General features: G+C 71.3%; 10 protein-coding genes and 1 pseudogene. 5 read left to right on the top strand and 6 right to left on the bottom strand.

All coding sequences use genetic code 11. The features are described 5' to 3' along the window. Position 1 precedes the first annotated feature (1 nt). The 4 genes from ACTB72_RS06475 to ACTB72_RS06460 all read left to right on the top strand — a co-directional run bounded on the left by ACTB72_RS06475 (position 2) and on the right by ACTB72_RS06460 (position 7,257). Entirely contained in the window at positions 2–2,359 is a 2,358-nt protein-coding gene (locus tag ACTB72_RS06475; RefSeq protein ID WP_463036168.1) for a 1-deoxy-D-xylulose-5-phosphate synthase N-terminal domain-containing protein, read from the top strand. 398 nt (positions 2,360–2,757) lie between these two features. Continuing rightward, positions 2,758–4,233 carry an NAD-dependent succinate-semialdehyde dehydrogenase gene (locus ACTB72_RS06470; RefSeq protein ID WP_463036167.1) on the top strand — a complete coding sequence of 492 codons (1,476 nt, stop codon included), beginning with the start codon at positions 2,758–2,760 and terminating at the stop codon, positions 4,231–4,233. Positions 4,234–4,943: 710 nt separating this feature from the next. Beyond that, positions 4,944–5,438 (top strand): nucleoside deaminase, encoded by a 495-nt coding sequence (locus tag ACTB72_RS06465; protein WP_463036166.1) that lies wholly within the window; start codon positions 4,944–4,946, stop codon positions 5,436–5,438. Positions 5,439–6,147: 709 nt separating this feature from the next. Beyond that, on the top strand, positions 6,148–7,257 hold the full coding sequence (locus ACTB72_RS06460) for an NAD(P)/FAD-dependent oxidoreductase (protein WP_463036165.1): 1,110 nt from the start codon (positions 6,148–6,150) through the stop codon (positions 7,255–7,257). A 583-nt stretch (positions 7,258–7,840) separates the two neighbouring features. Here the strand turns inward: ACTB72_RS06460 and ACTB72_RS06455 are convergent. Next, a pseudogene (locus ACTB72_RS06455) lies at positions 7,841–7,966 on the bottom strand (cyclophilin-like fold protein); the annotation flags it as partial. Between the two features lie 148 nt (positions 7,967–8,114). Here ACTB72_RS06455 and ACTB72_RS06450 point away from each other — a divergent pair. Beyond that, positions 8,115–9,008 carry a LysR family transcriptional regulator gene (locus ACTB72_RS06450; protein ID WP_463036164.1) on the top strand — a complete coding sequence of 298 codons (894 nt, stop codon included), beginning with the start codon at positions 8,115–8,117 and terminating at the stop codon, positions 9,006–9,008. 145 nt (positions 9,009–9,153) lie between these two features. Here the strand turns inward: ACTB72_RS06450 and paoC are convergent, their stop codons facing one another. From paoC to ACTB72_RS06425, 5 genes are all read right to left on the bottom strand, one after another. Further along, positions 9,154–11,331, bottom strand: coding sequence for an aldehyde oxidoreductase molybdenum-binding subunit PaoC (gene paoC / locus ACTB72_RS06445; protein WP_463036163.1), 2,178 nt, complete (start codon positions 11,329–11,331; stop codon positions 9,154–9,156). A gap of 3 nt (positions 11,332–11,334) precedes the next feature. Beyond that, on the bottom strand, positions 11,335–12,285 hold the full coding sequence (locus tag ACTB72_RS06440; RefSeq protein ID WP_463036162.1) for an FAD binding domain-containing protein: 951 nt from the start codon (positions 12,283–12,285) through the stop codon (positions 11,335–11,337). After that, positions 12,282–12,929 carry an aldehyde dehydrogenase iron-sulfur subunit PaoA gene (gene paoA / locus ACTB72_RS06435; protein WP_463036161.1) on the bottom strand — a complete coding sequence of 216 codons (648 nt, stop codon included), beginning with the start codon at positions 12,927–12,929 and terminating at the stop codon, positions 12,282–12,284. The genes ACTB72_RS06440 and paoA overlap by 4 nt, the downstream gene beginning before the upstream one ends. A 520-nt stretch (positions 12,930–13,449) precedes the next feature. Then, the gene (locus tag ACTB72_RS06430; protein WP_463036160.1) at positions 13,450–14,250 is read right to left on the bottom strand and encodes a COG3904 family protein; all 801 of its coding nucleotides are present in this window, start codon (positions 14,248–14,250) and stop codon (positions 13,450–13,452) included. Then, positions 14,247–15,569 carry a hypothetical protein gene (locus ACTB72_RS06425; protein ID WP_463036159.1) on the bottom strand — a complete coding sequence of 441 codons (1,323 nt, stop codon included), beginning with the start codon at positions 15,567–15,569 and terminating at the stop codon, positions 14,247–14,249. The genes ACTB72_RS06430 and ACTB72_RS06425 overlap by 4 nt, the downstream gene beginning before the upstream one ends. Between the last annotated feature and the right edge of the window lie 246 nt (positions 15,570–15,815).

Genomic DNA, 15,815 nt, shown 5'->3' with positions numbered 1-15,815 from the left:
CATGGATGCGAAACAGCTGAAGACCGTCGAGCAGCGGCTGCTTTGGCTGTCGCACTGGATGATCCATCACGCCAATCACATCCGGCCCAAGGCGGATGCGATCAAGGTTGGCGGGCATCAGGCGTCGTCGGCCTCGATGGTGTCGATCATGACGGCGCTCTATTTCTCGGCGCTGCGGCCCGAGGACCGGGTGGCGGTGAAGCCGCACGCCTCGCCGGTGTTTCACGCCATGCAATACCTGATGGGCCGCCAGACCCGCGCGCGGATGGAGGCGTTCCGCGGCTATGGCGGCGTGCAGAGCTATCCGAGCCGGACCAAGGACGCGGACGACGTGGATTTCTCCACCGGCTCCGTCGGGCTCGGCGTGGCGATCACCAGCTTCGCCGCGCTCGTGCAGGACTATATCGCGGCGAAACGCTGGGGCGAGGACCTGGCCATGGGCCGGATGATCGCGCTGGTCGGCGACGCCGAACTGGACGAGGGCAATGTCTACGAGGCCTTGCAGGAGGGCTGGAAGAACGACCTTCGCAACTGCTGGTGGATCATCGACTACAACCGCCAGTCGCTGGATGGCATCGTGCGCGAGGGTCTGTTCGCGCGGATCGAGAAGATCTTCGAGGCGTTCGGCTGGAACGTCATCCGCATCAAATACGGCGCCCTGCAGCGCAAGGCTTTCGAGGAGCCGGGCGGCGACCGGCTGCGCGACTGGATCGACGCCTGTCCCAACGCCCGCTATTCGGCGCTGACCTATCAGGGCGGCGCGGTCTGGCGCGACGCGCTGATGACCGATCTGGGCGACCAGGGCGAGGTCACCGCGCTGATCGAGCGCCGGTCCGACGACGCGCTGGCCGCGCTGATGGAGAATCTCGGCGGCAACTGCGTGCAGACGATGGCCGAGACCTTCGCCGAGGTGACCGATGAGCGGCCGACCTGCTTTCTCGCCTATACCATCAAGGGTTGGGGGACGCCTATCGCCGGGCACAAGGACAACCATGGCGGGCTGATGACCAAGACCCAGATGGCGGTCTGGCAGCGGCGCATGGAGGTCCCTGACGGCCAGGAATGGGAGCCGTTCGCCGGCGTCGAGGACGTCGCCGCCTTTCGCGCGTTCCTCTCGAAAGTTCCGTTCTTCGCCGGCGGGTCGCGGCGCCATGAGGATGCGCGGCTCGCGGTCCCCGCGATCCCCGCGCCGGACGACCGCGAGATCTCCACCCAGATGGCGTTCGGCAAGATCCTCGATCAGCTCGCCAAGGGCGACGAGGCGCTCGCCGCCCGGATCCTGACCACCTCGCCGGACGTGACCGGCACCACCTCGCTCGGGCCCTGGGTCAACCGCCGCAAGCTCTTCGCGCGGAAGGCGCAGGCGGATGTGTTCATCGAACACCGCATCCCCTCGACCGCCAAATGGGTGTTCGCGCCGGAGGGGCAGCATCTGGAACTGGGCATCGCCGAGATGAACCTGTTCCTGCTGCTCGGGGCCGCGGGGCTCGCGCACAGCCTCTTCGGCAAGCGCCTGATCCCCATCGGCACGCTCTACGATCCCTTCGTGCATCGCGGGCTCGATGCGCTGAATTACGCCTGCTACCAGGATGCGCGCTTCATCGTGGTGGGCACGCCGTCGGGGGTGACTCTGGCCCCGGAGGGCGGCGCGCATCAGTCCATCGGCACGCCCCTGACCGGCATGGCGCAGGACGGGCTCGCCAGTTTCGAGCCGGCCTTCGCCGACGAGCTGGCGGTGATCATGGAGTGGGCCTTCGACTATCTGCAGCGCGATGGCGAGGGGGTGTCGGACGAGCGCACCTGGCTGCGCGACGAGACCGGCGGCTCGGTCTATCTGCGCCTCTCCACCAAGCCGCTGGAGCAGCCAGGGCCGCGCGCCGACGATGCGTTCCGCCAGGGTTCGGTCGACGGCGCCTACTGGCTGCGCAAACCCGGTCCCAATTGCGAGATCGTCATCGCCTATCAGGGCGCGGTGGCGAACGAGGCCATCGCCGCGGCCGGGCTGATCGGCGGCTCGCGCCGCGACATCGGCGTGCTGGCGGTGACTTCGGCCGACCGCCTGAACGCCGGCTGGACCGCGGCGCGGCGCGAGCGCGCCCGCGGAAACCCGCAGGCGGTCGCCCATGTCGAGCGGCTGCTGGGCGATCTGCCCCGCCACTGCCGGCTGATCACCGTCATCGACGGCCATCCCCTGACGCTCGCCTGGCTGGGATCGGTGGCAGGGCACGGCACGATCCCGCATGGCGTCGAGCATTTCGGTCAGACCGGGACCATCGGCGACCTCTACCGCCATTTCGGCATCGACCGGCACGCGATCGCCGAATCCGCGAGCAGATCGTCATGCGGGTCGGCGGAATAGCGGAGCGACCGCTCGGGGACGGCGACGTCCGCTTCCGCGCCCGGGACAGGCTCTCCGGCCGACGACCTCGCCGTCGGCGTCATGGCGCTGATGAAGGAGCCGGCGCGCGCGGCCCGCTCCGCATGTTCCGAGGAGGCCGTGGCCGTCGCCAAGGCCCGCGCCATGAAGCTCGATCACCCCAATGGAGCGGCGGCGCTGCGGCAAGCGAATGATGGAGACGCGGGGTCCATCGGCACGCCTGCGCCGCTCGCGCGGCGGCGCGCCTTGCGCGGAATCGGGGCGTCGCCCGGCTCGTCCGCCCGACGCTGGCCCGGTCCCCCGCCCTTGCGCCGGGAGGCCATAGCGCGTTCCCTCCGGGTCCGAGCCTCGCGACGCCCGACCCTCGAACGGAGATCCACATGCTCGACAACGCCCTTTTCGCCCGCGCCGGCCTGTCCGACCTGACGCTGCTGCGCGACCGCTCCTGGATCGACGGCGGCTGGGTCGCCGGCGACGGGACCGATCCGATCCCGGTGACCGACCCGGCCGACGGCGCGCGCATCGGCGACGTCGCCCGCCTGACCGCCGCTCAGGCGCGCACAGCCGTCGACCGCGCCGACGCCGCCTTCGCCGACTGGTCGCGCACGCTGCCCCAGGCGCGCGGCGCCATCCTGCGCCGCTGGTTCGAGCTGGTGCTGGAGGCGAAGGAGGACCTCGCCCGGATCATGGTGCTCGAGCAGGGCAAGCCGTTGTCGGAGGCGCGCGGAGAGATCGATTACGCCGCGTCCTTCATCGAGTTCTACGCCGAGGAGGCCAAGCGCCCCAACATCGAGGGCGTCACCTCTCACCTCCCCGACGCCGAGGTCGAGCTGTGGCTGGAGCCGGTGGGGGTCGCGGCCCTGATCACGCCGTGGAACTTTCCGGCGGCGATGCTGACCCGCAAGGCCGCCGCGGCGCTCGCCGCCGGCTGCACGGTGGTCGCGCATCCCTCGGCCGAGACGCCCTTTTCGGCGCTGGCGCTGGCGGTGCTGTCGGAGCGGGCGGGCCTTCCGCCCGGCGTGCTCAACATCGTCACCGGCGAGGCCCCGACCGTGGTCGGCCCCTGGGCCGAGGACCGGCGGGTGCGCGCCCTCTCCTTCACCGGCTCGACCGAAATCGGACGGCTGCTCTACCGCCAGTCGGCCGCGACGGTGAAGCGGCTGGTGCTGGAGCTGGGGGGCCTCGCGCCGCTGATCGTGTTCAAGGACGCCGATCTCGACGACGCGGTGGCCGAGACCATGAAGGCCAAGTTCGCCACCTCCGGCCAGGACTGCCTCGCCGCCAACCGCATCTATGTGGAGCGCGAGATCTACGACGCATTTTCGAAGCGCTTCGTCGAGGCGACCAGGGCGCTGAGCGTGGGCCGGGGGCTCGACGATCCCGACATCGGGCCGCTGATGAACGAAGCCGCCGTGGCGAAGCAGGCGGCGCATGTGCGCGACGCGCTCGACCACGGGGCGACGCTCGCCTGCGGCGGCGGGCGGCTCGACCTCGGGCCGCTCCACTACGCGCCCACGGTCCTGACCGATGTGCCGGAAGCGGCGCTGATCATGCGGGAGGAGACCTTCGGCCCGGTCGCCGCCCTCACCCCGTTCGATGCCGAGGACGAGGTGGTCGCCCGCGCCAACGACACCGAGTTCGGGCTGATCGCCTACATGCACAGCCTCGATCCGCGGCGGATCTACCGGGTTTCCCGGGCGCTGCAATACGGGATGGTGGCGGTCAACCGCACCAAGGTCACCGGCGCGCCGATCCCCTTCGGCGGGATGAAGCAGTCCGGCGTCGGGCGCGAGGGCGCGCGCCGGGGGATGGAGGCGTTCATGGAGGTGAAATATCTCTGCCGCGACTGGCGCTGACCCTCGCCGGCGCCCGGCCATGGCCGCGCGTCATTCTTCGTCGGCCGCGCGAGCCGACGCGACCGGGGCCATCGCCGCGCCCCGAAAAAACGACGAGCGCCGGTCACCGGCCCTCGCCCGGGGGGCGCCGGCCAGGCCCATCTGATCCCCGGCATCGGCGTGTGGATCAAGCTCGGCCTGCGCCAGGGCGGCGTGCCGGTGGCGGCGCATGTCCCGTCGGAGGCGTGCGCCCTTGCCGACCGTGGGGTGATCCAGGCCACCGGGATCATCCGGCGGGACGGGCCGCCGCAGGAGGTGCGCTCCGCCCCGGCCAGCCCGTTCGTGGCTGAGCCCCTGGCCATGAACAAGCTCGTCCGCGGCACGGTCGCCGGCCGGGATGCGGCCGCTGTGGCGCTCGACACGCCCTATGGCGTCCTGCACGCTCCTCATCGCGGCCGGGCGCTCGCGACCGCCGAGAGCGCCGCCTTCGTGATCGCCTCAGACCGGCTGAACCTCGGTGCGCCGACGGGGATGCAAGCCACGGCGCCGGGGCCCGAATGCCTCGGCGCCACCCGAACCATCCACGCGGAGACGCCCGACGGGCGCATTCCGCGTCCCGCAACAGCCGCACGCGGTCGAGGCCCTGCGCCCGACCCCGGGCGCGCCGGTCAGCCCCGGCGGGGATCCCGCCCAGGCCTGGCCGCCGTCCAACGCCGATCAGGAGAGACCCCATGTACGATGAAGCCTTCATGCGCCGCGCCATCGAGATCTCGGCCCAGGCGCTGGGCCAGCCGGGGCTGGAGCCCTTCGGCGCGGTGATCGTCAAGGACGGGAAGATCGTGGGGGAGGGGATCAATCGCTCGCTGCAGAACTTCGACCCGACCTCGCATGGCGAGACCGAGGCGATCCGCGACGCCTGCCGCAATCTCGCGACCGTCGATCTCTCGGGTTGCGCGCTCTACACCTCCTGCGAGCCCTGCGCGCTCTGCGTCGCGGCCATGGGCATCGCCGGGATCGCGGAGCTGCACTACGCCGCCGACAAGTCCCACTCCGGCCCGGCCTTCGCCGACCTGACCCGGGCGGAGCGTCATCCCATCGACTCCGCCCATCTGGCGCATGAATGCGCGCGCCCGGTGCAGGACCGCCGGATCCCCGCGACCCAGGCGATGTCCGAGGAGGCGGCGGCGATCCTGCGCCGCTGGGCCGACTGGAAGCTCGGGCGATGAGCGGCTTCGACGTCGCGACGCCGCCGCCGGTCCGCGACCGCTGAAAGCTGCCGAAAGCTGATGATCGGCACGAGCCTGCCGCGGCGAGCCGCGTGGCCTGACGCCCCGCGTCTCCGCCGAAAATCATGGCTCCGCGGAGGCGTCGCGGAGCCGGGTCGGCAGCGCGAAGGGCTGGCGATGGCGCGCCGCGATGGCGCCGCCCTGGGAGGCGAGGGCGCCGGAGGCGATGGCGGGGCCGGGGCCGATCCCCGGAGGCGGCCTGTCCTTGTCGCCCGGCACAGGGGGCTGAACCTGCGTTCGAGGTCCGCCTCAGGCATGCCCGGCCCGTCGTCCGAAACTTCCGGAAGGACCGCGTCGCCCGCCAGGCCTCTGGTCACGGCGACGGCGCCGTCCTGGGAGGTGCACGGCCACGGCGCGGTCGGAGGCGGCGAGCGGGCGGCCTCGCGACCGGAGCGGGCAAGGCGATCGGCAGGGATGTTCGCGGGGCGCCTCCGGTTGGCGTGCGACAAGGCCCCGGATCCCGCGCCTTGGGAAGGTCGGATAGCGGACCCACCCGTTCCGGCGGGTCTCCCTAGGGTGCGACAGCGCGCTTCAACCGCCGCTATCGACCTGGCGCCCTGAAAATGCGCTGATCGCATCTCCGGCGGATCCCGGCGGCGACGCGTCGTCGCCGAGACGCCGATCGCAGGACGATCTCGGGAGCCCGGTCTTGGATACGCCATTGGAAACCGTCGACGCGCTGGTCATCGGGGCCGGCGTCGTCGGCCTCGCCGTCGCCCGCGCGCTGGCGCGCGCGGGCCGCGACGTGGTGGTGCTGGAGGCCGAAAGCCTGATCGGCTCCCAGATGTCGAGCCGCAATTCCGAGGTCATCCACGCCGGCATCTACTACCCCGAGGGCTCGCTCAAAGCCCGGCTCTGCGTCGAGGGCCGCCGCCGCCTCTACGCCTACGCGGCCGAACGCGGCGTCGCCCACAGCCGCTGCGGCAAGCTGATCGTGGCCTCCGACCCCGACCAGGTCCCGATGCTGGCGGGCTTTCTCGCCAAGGCGCAGGCCAACGGCGTCGAGCAGATGCGCCAGCTCACGAAATCCGAGACCCGCGCGCTCGAACCCGCCCTGCGGGCCGAGGGCGCGCTGCTGTCGCCCGAAACCGGCATCATCGACAGCCATGGCCTGATGCTGGCCTATCAGGGCGAGGCCGAGGACCATGGCGCGATGATCGCCTTCGACACGCCGGTGACGGGGGGCGAGGTCGCCGAGAACGGCGTGACCCTCGAGGCGGCCGGCCTGCGCCTCAAGGCCCGCACGGTGGTCAACTGCGCCGCGCTCTCAGCGGTGGCTGTGGCGGGGTCGCTGCGCGGTTTTCCCGCGGCGCATCTGCCCCGGCTCGCCCTGGCCAAGGGGTCGTATTTCGCGTTGAGCGGGACGACGCCGTTCAGCCGACTGATCTACCCCGCGCCCGAGCCCGGGGGGCTGGGCGTCCACCTGACGCTCGACCTTCAGGGGCGCGCCCGCTTCGGCCCGGACGTGGAATGGGTCGAGACGGTGGACTACGCCGTCGACCCCGCCCGCGGCGAGCGCTTCTACGCCGCCATCCGCCGCTACTGGCCGGATCTGGCGGATGGCGCCCTCGCCCCGGCCTATTCCGGCATCCGCCCCAAGATCGGAGAGGACCCGGCGGGCTTCGCCGATTTCGCCATCCAGGGCCCCGAGACGCACGGGATCCCCGGCCTGTGGAACCTGTTCGGCATCGAGAGCCCCGGGCTGACCTCGTCCCTCGCGCTCGGAGACCTGACGGCGCGCCGGGTCGCGGCCGGCTGACGCGGGAAAAAACCCGGCCACGCCGCCTGGGCGGTGCAGGCGGTCGAGCTTCAAGATCCGTTTCGGATCGGCGAACGGCATCTCGGCCTTCTTCCTCCGGCGGAGCCATGCCGCGCAGGCGTCCGTTCCGGCGATGTCGCGAGCCGCGGGGGCAGGCGACGGCGTCCGGAGCCGAAGCCGTCGATCGGGACGCGGCGCCCTTCGCCTGGGGGCGCTCGGAGGCCGCTGGAAGCGCCGGCGCAGGCGGGCGGTCCCACCGAGCCAAGGCCCCCGGCCGGATCAGGCATGACTGCAATTGACGTTCTGGGCGCCACGGGCGGTTCCGAGGCGGAGATCGCACCGGACGTGCATGAGGGCGCCAGGCATGGCGATCATCGCCCCTTCGCCTTCTCAGGCAACGGCATTCAGGCGAAGCGGGAACGCCCCCCGTTCGGGCAGCGGCGTGGGGCCCCCGTCGAGGCGGCCCAGCCGGATCAACCCTCGGGAATAGCGGTCGTCCGCTTGGAGCATGACCAATTTGCCCCAGAGCGCCCCATCGCACAGGTCGCCCGGCCGCGCGTTCTCGAAGGCCGGAACCCGCCTCGGTCAGTTTGCGGGGAAGGCAGGCGATCTTCTCATTGCGCCCGAAATCGTGGACGGTCAGGTCCAGCGGCGGCATCGACCGGAGGCCGCGCGCCGAGGGATTTTCTGAGAGCGTCGCGGCGAACGTCTGCGCGGCGAAGACGAAGCTTCATATCGCACGCGCCCGCCGGCGCATATCCGTGGAAATCCCATAGGACCCATGAACGTTGTTCATGGCCTTGGGGGCATCTCCCGCAATATGCTCCGCTGCAGCGCATAGCGGTCTGGAATCATGAATGAAACGCGAAGAGCTCGCCGACCTGACCGTCTTCCTCGCCGTGGCGGAGGAGGGGAACTTCACCCGCGCCGCCGCCCGGCTTCGCGTGTCGCAGTCGGCCGTCAGCCACACCATACGCAGGCTCGAGGCGTCGCTGGGGTTCAGGCTGCTGAACCGGACCTCGCGCAACGTCTCCACCACCGATGCGGGCGCGAAGCTGCTGGCGGCCCTGCGTCCGGGGCTGGAGCGGATCGACGCGCGGATCGAGGAGCTCCGCATCCTCGGCGACACGCCCAAGGGGCTGGTGCGCATCACCACGTCGATGACGGCGGCGCGCACGGTGCTGTGGCCCGTGGTCTCGCAGATGGTGCGCGACTATCCGGAGGTGCAGGTCGAGATCAACACCGACAGCCGGGTGTCCGATCTGGCGGAACACCGCTTCGACGCGGCGGTGCGGCTGGGGGAGCTGGTCGGCCCTGACATGATCGCCGTGCCGGTCGGACCGCCGGTGCGGATGGCCGCGGTGGGCGCGCCCGCCTATTTCGCGGATCGGGGCGTGCCGCGGCATCCCAACGATCTGGATGGACACGACTGCCTGGCCATGCGGTTCAGCGCCAGCAGCGAAATCTACGACTGGGAATTCGAGAAGGGCGACCAGGAGATCGTGAAGCGGGTGACGGGGCCGTTCGTGTTCAACGAAAGCGATCTGCTTCTTGAAGCGGCCAAGGCGGGCCACGGCATCGCCTACATCACGGAGCCCGAGGTCATGACGGCCCTCGCGCAGGGGGGCCTTCGGCGGGTTCTGGCCGATTGGTGTCCGCCGTTCAGCGGCTTCATGCTGTGTTATTCCGGTCGGCGACAGAACAGCTCGGCGCTGCGCCTGCTGATCGACCGGCTGCGCTATCGCCCCTAGCCTCGGCTGCGCGGCATGCGCGCCTTCTCCCCTCGGTCGGGGATCCGCTTGATGGAAGGCGATCGGCGCCTCGCATCACGCGCCGCCGTCGTGATCGGCGGCGCGTGCGTCCGCGATGCGAGGGCTTCGCCCGCCATCGGCGCGATCAGATCGGGGGCAGCCGGTCGATCATCTTGTCGAGCGTGATCGGATAGTCCCGCACCCGGATGCCGGTCGCGTTATGGGCCGCGTTGGCGATGGCGGCGGCGACGCCGCACAGGCCGAGCTCGCCGACCCCCTTGGCCTTCAGCGGCGTGGAGACGGGATCGAGCGTGTCGAGGAACATCACCTCCTGCGCCGGGATGTCGGCATGGACCGCGACCTCGTAGGTCGCCAGATCGTGGTTCACGAAGAACCCGCGCCGCATGTCCGTCGCAAGATGCTCGGTCAGCGCCCCGCCGACGCCCATGGTCATCCCGCCGATGACCTGGCTGCGCGCGGTCGTCGGGTTCAGGATGCGCCCGGCGTCGCACACGGCCAGCATGCGCCGGACCCGCACCTCGCCGGTGGCGGTGTGGACGCCCACCTCGACGAAATGCGCGCCGAAGGTGGCGAGCACGTAATTCGACTTGAAGTCGCCGAAGGTCATGCTGTCCTCGGCCTCGATCGAACCGTCGAGATCGGCCAGCGCCATGTCGACGCCCTCGGCGACCACCCGTCCGGCGCGGAACGCCGGCGCCCTGGCGCCGATCCGGGCGGCGACCTTGTCCTGCAACGCTACGCAGGCGGCGTAGACGCCGGCGGTGGAGCTGGCGGCGCCGAACTGCCCGCCCGAACCCGACGACACCGGGAAGGCGCTGTCGCCGAGCCGCACCTCCACCGCTTCCATCGGCAGGCCCATCGTCTCGGCCGCGGTCTGGGCGAGGATGGTGTAGGCGCCGGTGCCGATGTCGGTCATGTCGGTCTCGACCCCCAGACGTCCGCCCGAGAGCCGCACGCGCGCTCCCGAATTCAGCGTCGGCGCGCCGCGATAGGCCCCGGCCATGCCGTGCCCGATCAGCCAGGCCCCGTCCCGCGTCGCGCCGGGCGCCCGATTGCGGTCGGCCCAGCCGAACGCCTCCGCCCCCTCGCGCAGGCACGCGACGAAATGCCGGTCGGAGAACGGCATGTCGGGATCGGAGGGATTGACCTGCGTGTCGTTGATGACGCGGAACTCGACCGGGTCGATGCCGAGCTTCTCCGCCATCTCGTCCATGGCGATCTCCAGCGCCATCAGGCCCGAGGCCTCGCCCGGCGCCCGCATGTCCGACGCCTCCGGCAGGTTCATGTCGACGATGTGGTGCATCGCCTGGCGGTTGGGCGCGGCGTAGAAGGTAGGGGTCTGCGCGGTCGCGTCCTCTCCGCGCCCGCCGGGCAGGGAATGCGAGGCGGCCTCGTGGCTGATCGCCGTCAGCCGTCCGCCTTCGTCCGCGGCGAGGCGGATGCGCTGCACGGTGGCGGAGCGGTGCGTGGTGTTGTTGGCCATCATCGGCCGCGGCAGCGCCAGCTTCACCGGCGCGCCCGCGGCCCGGGAGCCGAGCGCCGCGAGCACCGCGTCCGCGCGCAGCCACAGCTTGCCCCCGAAGCCGCCGCCGATATAGGGGCTTTCGACGCGGATGCGGTCCTCGGCGATGCCGAAGGTGGTGGCGAGCGCCTGGCGGTTCCAGTGGATCATCTGGTTCGAGGTCCAGACCGTCATCCGGTCCCCGTCCGACCAGTCCACGACCGAGGCGTGCGGCTCCATCATCGCGTGGGTCTGCGAGGGCGTGCGATAGATCTCGTCCAGCGTGACGGAAGCGGCGGAGAACGCCGCCTCGACGTCGCCCACCAGGGTCGACGGCTCTCCCGTCCCCTCGAGCCGCCGGAAGGCGGCGTCGAGATCGACGTCCTGCGCCTCCTCTTCATAGGTCGCCTCGATCAGGCCGGCGGCGGAGCGCGCCTGCTCGAAGCCGTCGGCCACGACCACGGCGATGGCCTGGTGGTAGTGCTCCACCACGTCGCCGCCGAAGAGGCGCGCGACGTTGTAGTTCCAGATGCCCAGCGGCGCGATGTCCAGCGTGGTGACCACGGCGCGGACGCCCGGCGCGGCCTTCGCGGCCTCGGCGTCGATGCTGGCGATCCGGCCCTTCGAGATCGTCGCGCCGACGGGATAGCCGTAGAGCTGGCCCGCGACGACGTCGTGACGCTCATAGGCGTAGGGCGCGGTTCCGGTGACCTTCAGAGGGCCGTCGCGGCGCGTGTGCGGCTTGCCGATGACGGTCGCGCGGTCGAAGAGGTTGTCTCCGGCAGGCTTGTCGAAATCCATGACTCACTCCTCGGCCAGCAGGGCGGCGAGCGTGCGCTCGGCCAGCATGATCTTGAAGGCGTTCTCTTCGGTGGGCCGGGCGCCGGCCAGCAGCCGCGCCATGACGGCGCGGGCGCCGTTGGGCAGTTCCGCATCGGCCTCCGCGCTGCGCCAGGGTTTGGGCGCGATCCCGCCGAGCGCCACGCGCCCCGAACCGTCGGGCTGGCGGATCAGCGCGACCGAGACCAGGGCGAAGGCGTAGGACGCCCGGTCGCGGGCCTTGTGGTAGGACTGCCGGCCGCCGACCGGAGCGGGCAGGGTGACGGCGGTGATCAGTTCGCCCGGCAGCAACGGCGTCTCCCGCTGCGGCGTGTCGCCGGGAAGCAGATGGAAATCCTCGATCGCGAGGCGGCGGGTCATGCCGCTGGCCGTCACCGTCTCGACGGTGGCGTCGAGCACGCGCAGCGCGACCGCCATGTCGCCGGGATAGGTCGCGATGCAGCTGTCGGACGTCCCGATGATGCCGAGCTGGCGGGAGAACGCGCCTTCGCCGAGCGCCGCGCAGCCCGACCCCGGCGCCCGCTTGTTGCAGGGCTGGGCGGTGTCGTAGAAATACGGGCAGCGCGTGCGTTGGAGCAGGTTGCCGGCGGTCGTCGCCTTGTTGCGCAGCTGGCCTGTGGCGCCGGCGACGATGGCGCGGGTCAGCACGCCGTAGTCGCGGCGCACGCGGGCGTCGGCGGAAAGCGCCGTGTTGTCGACCATCGCGCCGATGCGCAGGCCGCCGTCCCCGGTCGCGGTGATCCGGTCGAGGCCAAGTCCCCGCACGTCGATCAGGTGGCCCGGCCGCTCGATCTCCAGCTTCATCAGGTCCAGCAGGTTGGTGCCGCCGGCGATGAATTTCGCGCCCTCCACCTCGGCGGCGCGCGCAACGGCCTGCGCGACATCGGCAGGTTTTTCGTAGGAGAAGGGTCTCATGCCTCGTCCTCCGCGACCTGGGCGATGGCCGCGAGGATGTTCGCATAGGCCCCGCAGCGGCAGATGTTGCCCGACATGCGCTCGCGGATTTCGGCGTCGGTCACGGCGATCCGGGCGGTGAGGTCATCGGTGACATGGCTGGGGACGCCGGCGCGGATCTCGTCGAGCACCGAGCGGGCCGAGGTGATCTGTCCGGGGGTGCAGTAGCCGCACTGGAAACCGTCATGGTCGAGAAAGGCCTGCTGCATCGGGTCCATGGCGTCGGGTGCGCCGATGCCCTCGATGGTCCGAATCTCGTCGCCGTCATGCATCACCGCGAGGCTCAGGCAGGCGTTCGCCCGCGCGCCGTTGACGGTGACGGTGCAGGCCCCGCACTGGCCGTGGTCGCAGCCCTTCTTCGTGCCGTTCAGCCGCAGATGCTCGCGCAGCGCGTCCAGAAGCGTGGTGCGGTTGTCGAGGTCGAGGGTCCGTTCCCGGCCGTTCACTCTGAGCGTGACCGTCGAGCGATCGGGCCCGGACGTGCCGGGCGCGGCCTGCGTCTCCTGCGCCGCGCCGCGGCCGACCCGCCCGGCGGATACGGCGCCGGCCGCCGTGGCGACGAGCAGCGTGCGGCGCCGAAGTTCGAAGGCGATGGGTGGGCTCATGGAAGATCCTTCCTCTCGATATCCTGAACGGAGACGTCGCGGCGCGCGAAGGAGAGCGGGATCCCCCTTGCGCCGGCATCCGAACGCTGGTTCGCAGTTAGGCGCTGGAGCGGCGTCGGACATGGCCGTCTGATTTATCGGACCCATGAAGCGCGTTCATGGATCTCGACGCGGACGGCTGACCCTCGCCGCAAGGCGCGAAGACGTCCCGCCGATCCGAGAAGTCCGCCGAGGTTGTGACGATCTGATCCGCGCCCGGACCTTGGTTCGTCCGAAGCCGGCGTTTTCGGGGATCGGATCGGCGGAAAGCGGCGAGCCGCGTCGCGACGAGCGGCGCGATGATCCCCGCGCTCGTCAGGAGGTCGTGGGGGAAGGCGGGGCGGCCGATCTCATGGGCCGTGCGGGCCATCGCGCCCTGCCGACGGCGGCGCTGATCGACCTGCCGTCGCGCTGGCGGCAGTCCCGGCGATGCGATCGCGCGGCGCGCGAAAGGGCTGTGGTCCGTCCGGTCCTCGCGCCGTCACGGCTCGATGCGGGTCGCGAGGCGATAGCGGGTCAGCTCCTCCTCCACCAGCAGGTAGATGTCGTCGGGCGGCGTCTCGAGGCTGTGCACCATGATCATCGGATCTATGTCCATCTCCGACAGATGGCGCAGGGTCTCGCCCTGGCCTTCCTGAATCCGCTCCACCGCGAGGAAGGCGGGCAGGATCGAGCTGTCCTCATAGGCGTGCTGGTGCAGGCCGACCCAGGCGGTGCGCGACACCAGCCGTTCGACCCCGCCCGCCAGCATGTAGGGGCAGGCCGAGAGGCAGGCGGCGTCGGGCAGGGCGAGCGTGTCGAGCCCGCGCGCCCGCAGCATCCGCCCGATCTCCAGCGCGTCGTCGACGCTGCCGCCGGGAGAATGCAGCGCCACCAGGTCGGGCGGCGCGGCTAGGTCGTCGAGGAAACCGCGCAGGCGGGAGGCCGCGCCCGGATCGATGGCGCCCGCGATCAGCAGCACGTCGCCATAGGCCTCGGTCTCGCGCATCGAGAATTCGAGCCGCGTCGGCAGGGGCGAGGGCAGCGGCACCGGGCCTTCGGAGGGTTGTTCGGGGCCGAGCCGCGACGGCACCGACCCGGGCGAGAACGGCCGACGCTGGTCGCCCGGCGAGATCGGGGTCTCGGGCCGGGTCCGGATCCCGTCGCGGCCGAGGCGGTCGAACACGTCCCAGCCGGTCTCCGCCACCACCGCGACGGCCACCAGCGCCTGCGCCAGCAGGCAGGCCCGCAGCACCGCGCGCGCGGAGGGCAGGCGCGACCGCGCGGGCGTCTCGGCGGTCATCGGGGCGCGTCCGTCCCGCCCGCCTCCTCCTCCGCTCGGACCGGATCGCGCATCCGGCCACGGCCGGAGACCCGGTTGAGAAGCTCGTCATCGGCCGATCCCATCGCGCCCTCGATCTCCTTAAGCGCCCGCATCGCGGCGCGCAGCTCGGCGAGGGTCAGGGTGTCCTCGATGCCGACGCCCTCCTTGCCCCGCCGGATCGCGGCCTGGGTCACGGCCAGGATGAACACCAGCACGCCGGGCAGCAGGTCGATGGCGATGGCCCCCGCCCAGGACGGCGCGAAATTGCCGGCGTAGCGGATGACCGCGTCGGCGCTTGAGATCGGGGTGTAGGTCGTCTCCTGCGGCGGCGGCATGGCGAGCACCTCCTCGGCCGCGTCGCGCAGCGTCGTCGCGCGCCCGTCCAGCGCGTCGAGCACCGAGACGATGGTCGCCTCCTGGTCCTGGCGCACGCTGGCCGACCGCCCGTCGAGCTCGGGCAGCACCACGGAGGCGCGCAGATCCTCGGCCGCGCGGGCGACCAGCTGGGCGATCTGCAGCTGGCGCAGCGTGGTGATCACGCCCGCGAGCCGCACCGATTCCTCCGAGAAGGTGACCGAGCGCTGCTCGACCGAGCCCTGCTCCACGATCAGCGACCGCATCCGGCTGAGAATGGCGTTGCCTTCCTCGAACGCCGCCTGGATCGGCGGGCCCTGGGCGACGATCTGGGCTTCCAGCGCCCGCAGCTCGTCGGCCTTCTGGTTCAGCAGCCGGAACACCGCGCCCCGCCCGGCGGCGCCGGAGAGGTTTCCGCTCAGCTCCTGCTCGGACAGGTCCTCGAAGCTGGTGCGAGCGCGGGCCACATCGCGTTCCAGACCCTGGGCGCTGACCGCGATGAAATGCGCGCGCTCGAGGCTCGCCTGATAGTCCTGCACGGTGCGCGCGAGGTGCTGCTCCACCGCCGCCCCGCCGGCGAGCGCCGCCGCGTTCAGCCAGCTCGACATGGCGACGATGGCGAGCGAGCCGACCAGCGTCGCGACCGTCAGCCCCAGGAAGCTGCCCGCGGTGCGCATCGCGGGCAGGAGCCGCAGCAGATAGCTCCAGAACACGAAGATGCCGACCGACACCGCGATGGAATAGGCCACCGCCGCGAGAAAGGTCATCGGGCCCGAGCCGTCGAGCAGCGTCGAGACGCCCATATAGGTGTAGATGCCCGACGCCACCGCCAGCACGCCCAGCGCGGCCGGCGTGAAGGCGTCGAGCCAGGTGAGATGGCCTTCCAGCTCCTTGGCGGAGCGGAGTCCCTTGATCTCGTCTCTCGACAGGTCCTGTTCGGTCAAACGCCAGTCCTTTCCTTCGCCGACGCGCCCCGGACCGCCGGCCGGAGCAAAGGCTAGCCGCTCCTTGGCGACGAGGACAGTGGGGGGCGGCGCCGTCCTCGTGAGCGACATCGGGGGCGCCTCGCCCGCGCCCCGCGCGCCGATGCAGGACCTGCCCGGCCCGCGCCTGCTGCGCAAGGGTGCGGCCGATGCCATCCGCAAGCATGTGGAGGCACTGGGCGGGCGCTTCCCCACCGCTGTGCAGAC

This window comes from Albimonas sp. (assembly GCF_055129145.1).
The sequence above is the reverse complement of the archived record's forward strand: the minus strand, read 5'-3'. Positions and strand labels throughout refer to the sequence as shown.